A 5,871-nucleotide genomic window follows, 5' to 3' on the forward strand; every position below is an offset into this window, starting at 1 on the left:
CTCACGCACGGTTCTGAAGACGAGTCGATTTGGTAACAAATTGGCTTAGTTTAACAAAATTGTGGACTGTCTGGCACAACAGTTTATTGTAGTAGTAGATAGTTCTAAATTAGTAGATAAGTTGGGTTCTACTTTTTTGCTTCCGGTAGAAGTTATACCGATGGCAATGACTCCTGTAATTCGGGCAATTGAAAAACTTGGTGGTCAACCAGAACTTCGGATGGGCGTGAAGAAAGCTGGACCTGTAGTTACGGACGAGGGTAATCTGGTAATTGATGTTAAGTTTAATTCTATCGATGACCCTGCTGAATTAGAAAAAAGTTTAAATAATATTCCTGGTGTCTTGGAAAATGGTTTATTTGTAGGGGTTGCAGATGTAATATTGGTGGGAGAACTTCAGGATGGGCAGCCAATAGTTCGAGAAATTTCTTGAAGAAAGTGGTAAGTGGTAGGTTTTATAGAACCCATTTGGGATATTTGTCCACGACCCGCGTTTTTTTACTAGCAGTCAAGAGCACTGAGTCAGGAAATATAGGGAAGGCATAAAGGAAAAAGGTTGAAAAATACTCTCTGTCTCCCTATCTCTTTTTCAATAGGTCTCAATTGAAAGTTACTCAAATTATCAAGCCCGGCATCTTCAAGATACCGGGCTTTCAAGTAACTAATCAACATTAGAAAAAACTACTATTAACTATAGCTAAGAAAAAATTGGTCAGGACAATTATCGGTGATGAATCTTAGACTAGGAAATGTTTTTCCAGCTGTTCCCTGTTTCCTGCTATAAATGCTATGGATTAAACTTCAAAGGAACTTAATTTAATCCAGTAGTTGTCTTTCAGATTCCAGAGCTTTAACTAAATTTTTGTTTCCTTTAGCTCTAGCTGCTTCCAGGCGATGAGCTAATCTCTTTTCTATATTGGCTTTATGAACTTCATTTAATTTAACTAGGCTTTTTGGTGAATTTTTGTTCATCATGGACATTTTTTTTTCCTCTTTTGTTATATGCCTTACATCTTTAAATTTAGCACAGCTAGAAAAAATCAACCAGCCCAGTTACTTAAAACTGTCAGTTATTATTAGCTAGTAGACACCAAGAAAAGTCTGTTTTAGTAAGCTATTTCTTTTAGAGTCATTCAAAAATATTCTGAGTAAATTTTTTTAATAAAATGGCTGAAAGTATTGATTATTAATGAATGTGTAAATCTTCAGCAATAAGCTATATAGTTAACAGAGGACCTTAAATATCATTTTTCTTTGATCCCTTAACAAGAGTCTCTTACTAATTCATTAAATTTTATTAAGTAAACTTTGCAGTGTCATAATAAATATTAAGTAGGTCGGTGTTGAAAATTATCGTTATGTAGAGACAGAAAGCAGAAGGGAAGAGAGTTTTGGGCAAGTTGACTTTTCGTTAGATACTTCTATTTTTTTGCACCATCCTACTTAGTTAAGCCTTGGAAGTTAAATTTTATCTTTTTATTTTTGGTTTAATACCCCGCTTTCTACACGGTGTTTAGAATTAATTGGGTTTTGAGTCCCCATCTGTTTTTTTCTTCCTTATTGCTTCTTCCTTACTTCAATAATTTAGAAAAATTTGGTTTTTTCTTCTTCACCTAATAAAAAACCAAAAAATCTCTGGATACACGCTACAATCCTGTACTGTAAAGGATTATTAATTAGCCAAAATTCTTAGTTAGTTACACAAAAAATTTCAAATTATCTAACATGATAGATTTCTCTAACATTGCGGCCCAGCTTAACGCAGGGACTATCCTTCCAGAAGCAATAGTGATAATTACCCTACTTGTAGTTCTCGTTGGAGACCTCATAGTAGGACGTACTTCTGCTAAGTGGACTCCCTACGCAGCCATAGTAGGTCTATCGATCGCTATTGTGGCCTTATATACTCAATGGGACAGTGCAAATACCATCGGTTTTTTGGGAGGCTTTAATGCTGATGCCCTCAGTGTAGTATTTAGAGGTATCATTGCTCTGTGTGCAATTACCACTATATTGATGTCGGTGGCATACATAGAACAAACAGGGACTCCACTAGGAGAATTTATATGTATTCTGCTCACCGCTACTTTGGGGGCAATGTTCCTTTCTGGAGCAGATGAGTTGGTGATGATTTTTGTTTCTCTGGAAACCCTAAGTATCTCCTCTTATCTATTAACTGGTTATACAAAACGTGACCCCCGCTCCAATGAAGCAGCATTAAAATATTTACTCATTGGCGCTGCAAGTTCGGCAGTTTTTCTCTATGGCATTTCCCTTCTCTATGGCTTGTCTGGTGGAGAAACTCGGTTAACAGCGATCGCCTCTAGTCTTGCTGATGGATCGAGTGCTGGTATTTCACTAGCTCTAGTTATTGCCTTAGTATTCGCGATCGCTGGTATTTCTTTCAAAATTTCTGCGGTCCCTTTTCACCAATGGACTCCGGACGTTTATGAAGGTTCTCCTACTCCAGTTGTGGCCTTTCTATCAGTGGGTTCTAAAGCGGCTGGTTTTGCTCTAGCTATTCGTCTTTTGGTTACTGCTTTCCCTTTAGTTTCGGAACAGTGGCATTTTGTATTTACTGCCCTTGCTGTATTGAGCATGGTATTGGGTAATGTGGTTGCTCTGGCCCAAACTAGCATGAAACGTCTACTTGCTTATTCATCTATTGGACAAGCGGGTTTTATTATGATTGGTCTTTTAGCCAATACTGAAGCTGGTTACGCTAGTATGATATTTTATCTGCTAATTTACTTGTTTATGAATTTGGGTGGTTTTACCTGTGTGATTCTATTTTCTCTCCGTACAGGTACAGACCAAATTAGTGAATATGCAGGGTTATATCAAAAAGACCCACTATTAACTTTAGGGTTAAGTCTTTGTTTGCTTTCTTTAGGTGGTATTCCTCCATTAGCAGGTTTCTTTGGGAAGATTTATTTGTTCTGGGCTGGTTGGCAAGCTGGATTATATTGGTTAGTTTTGTTGGGATTAATTACCAGTGTTGCTTCTATTTACTACTATATCCGTGTGGTGAAAATGATGGTAGTAAAAGAACCGCAGGAAATGTCTGATGTTATCAAAAATTATCCTCCTATTCGTTGGGATATTTCGGGTATGCGTCCTTTACAAGTAGGGTTGATTTTGTCTGTTTTAGCAACATCTTTAGCCGGAATTTTATCTAATCCTTTGTTTACTTTAGCTAACGATACTATTGTTAAAACTCCTATGTTGAACTCGGTTTTAGTTCAGACTGTTGAAACTAATTCAGTGGCTAGTCAAGCAAATTTTTCTTTGTCGCAAAAAAATTAGTTCTAGTTATTTTTATTCAGCAAAAGTAAGAAATGTTCGGCTTATTGAGTCGAGCATTTTTTCTGTTAAATTATGTCGGTAAAATTTTCGCTTTTTCATTTAGGTAAAAGACCAAATATTTTGCTTTAAAAGGAGAAGTTATATATCTATAATCAAGTAGAAAAACTATAATAACATATAGTAGTTTGACTTAAAAGTGATACGTTTTTTCGTCTGAAACTGCCTCATAGCAAGAAATATTTGTCTCAATTTAAAGTGAAATTACCATAGCAGAAGGAAGATAATTGAATTGTCTGAGTTTTTAGTTTTTATTTGTCCGCGCCCTTTCCTGACACTGCTATAACAACTTATTTTTTTGTCTTATACGGATTTTCATATTAATGAGGTAAAGTATTTTTTTCTCTTTACCTATTTTCTACTAAATTTTTTATCTCTATCTAAGAATATTACCTAATTTTCAGGAAATTAAATAAGTCATATCAAGTTTAGTTATCTACTTATCAAGATATTTAGAGTAGGAGTAAAGGATAGTTATATTAGAAATATGGTAAGCATTCAGCTATTAGCATTCAGCTTTTGAAAAAATTAAGCAACGATCAATTTCATTAATAGCTTTTAATTCTTCTTAGAGACTAATTATTCCTGCCAAAATAATGAGTTAATAACTCATAGCTGATAGCTGTCAGCTGTTTGCGCAGCATTCCATATAAAATACTTACGAAATAATTATTTTGGCAGGTTGAATTTATGCCTTTATTTCAACTTACCAATAAATAAAGATAATATTTTTTCATGTCAAGCCTCTTGCTTCAACTAAAGTTACTAATAACTAATAACTAAAATGACCTCTAGATAAAAGTATCTTAGAAATTTTTAACTATTTCAGAATATTATCTTTTCTTGAGCTGGTTTAATTCCCCACCATGTAAACTTTACTGAAAATTGTTTGTGGTTTATATATACCAAGTGGACTGTAGTTGACTATCTATAAGCAATTTTCCTTTCTGCTTTCTTCCCTCTTCAAAGAAAACTATGCTAAAACTTTGAGAGCTTCTGGTTTAAGAATAACTTGAACTCCTGATTCAACTTTAACGTGCCACATACCGTTTGGTAATTGATTTAGCAACTCTACAGCTTTACCTCGGTCTTCTTCTAGTTCTGGAGTTGGTGAATCAACTAAAATAACTTTTGTTTTGGTTGATTCTTTTGATGGTATTAAATTGGCAGATAAAGAGGTGTTTAGAAGAGGAGAGTTTTCTGAGAGAGTTGCTAACTGCATTCTCAGTTGGTTTAGTTTATTTTGCAGTTCTTGATTTTCTTTTTGATATTGTTGTGATTGTTCTTTTAGTTCTTGATTTTCCTGGGTTAATCTTTGAACTTCTAGTTTTAATCTCTGAACTTCTACACATTCATCTATACTAACATTACAAGCTTTAGCTATAACTTTTTTAATTAGGGGGCTGTACATAGCTTTTCAGTAAATAAATTAGAGTGAATTGTTTTTATGGAAAGAGAAGTTATTCTTTATTTCTAACTTCTTCTACCTTATATTATCATCTTCTATTTTTCCCATAGAGTATGTGACCCCTTATCTGGTTTTAATGTGATTAAAATCACTATAAAAATTATGGGTTAATTATGGGATAAATTTCCAGGATAATAAACTATAACTCGATAGTAATTAATACTTACATAATTTTTTTTTAGTTAAATTGAAGTATAACTACTCAATTTTTTTATTCTCTTACTTAATTCAAAAGTGTGAGTTAAGTAGATACGCATAATGTATTAAAAAAGCCTATCTAGTCAATAATTTATCGATCCCTTCTATTTTAGAAGTTTAAAAGATTTTTACATATACTATCTACCTTGTCAATATAATTTTGAAAATAGGGTTTTTATTCTCAATATCAAATCAACTATAGCAATCTTATTTGAGTTGTGAGATATTGTAGATTTTAGGGAATAGAGAATTGAGAACAGGGAAGATTTATGGGAGAAACACCGAAGCAATAAAACTATCACAAATGATTTAGGATTGCCATATACTAAATTTTACTGCTTCCTCTGTTTAAATCCGGTCAATTGATATGTTTTATTTATAATTTTTTGAACGCTTATCTTTAAGATATATGATTGAGAAAATCTAGCATTTACTATTAAGAGGAAGATAGGTCATTTCAATTATCAGTTATCAGTAAAATGTTTATATTTTCTCTCAAAAGTAATAAATTTTAATCTTTTTTTGTAAAAGTTAATCAGGGAAGAAGGAAAACTTTTTATCTGCACCTAAAGGAAAGGCCAGAAAAGATAAAAAGTTTAAAACTCAGATAATGTAAGTATTTTTCCTTCTTTCTTCGTAAGCATTTCCTGCGGAATGCTGTGCAAACAGTTATTAGCTGTCAGCTAGCCTCCTCCGGAGGAACTGCGTTAACACTAACAAGACTCTCTAAATATAGGAAAGTTTTTAAATTAACAACCGAACTTTACAGCGGTTTTCATTTAAGTAAACCACAATAGGGATGTTTCATTAAACGTCCCTACAAGGTTTTGCTTGTGAAGATG

General features: G+C 33.4%; 3 protein-coding genes and 1 pseudogene. 2 read left to right on the top strand and 2 right to left on the bottom strand.

What is annotated here, in order from left to right:
* Positions 1–55 precede the first annotated feature (55 nt).
* Positions 56–433, top strand: a pseudogene (locus AC3DU7_RS22755) (ribose-5-phosphate isomerase A); the annotation flags it as partial.
* 383 nt (positions 434–816) lie between these two features.
* Here the strand turns inward: AC3DU7_RS22755 and pirA are convergent.
* Positions 817–981: an arginine synthesis PII-interacting regulator PirA gene (gene pirA, locus AC3DU7_RS22760; protein WP_488041575.1), complete on the bottom strand. Its 165-nt coding sequence runs from the start codon at positions 979–981 to the stop codon at positions 817–819.
* A 744-nt stretch (positions 982–1,725) separates the two neighbouring features.
* On the opposite strand from pirA, the gene AC3DU7_RS22765 reads away from it, so the two are divergent.
* Positions 1,726–3,306: an NAD(P)H-quinone oxidoreductase subunit N gene (locus AC3DU7_RS22765; RefSeq protein ID WP_488041576.1), complete on the top strand. Its 1,581-nt coding sequence runs from the start codon at positions 1,726–1,728 to the stop codon at positions 3,304–3,306.
* A 1,030-nt stretch (positions 3,307–4,336) separates the two neighbouring features.
* Here the strand turns inward: AC3DU7_RS22765 and AC3DU7_RS22770 are convergent.
* Positions 4,337–4,774 (bottom strand): hypothetical protein, encoded by a 438-nt coding sequence (locus AC3DU7_RS22770; protein ID WP_488041577.1) that lies wholly within the window; start codon positions 4,772–4,774, stop codon positions 4,337–4,339.
* Positions 4,775–5,871: the final 1,097 nt, after the last annotated feature.

It is taken from the genome of Okeania sp. (assembly GCF_983059655.1).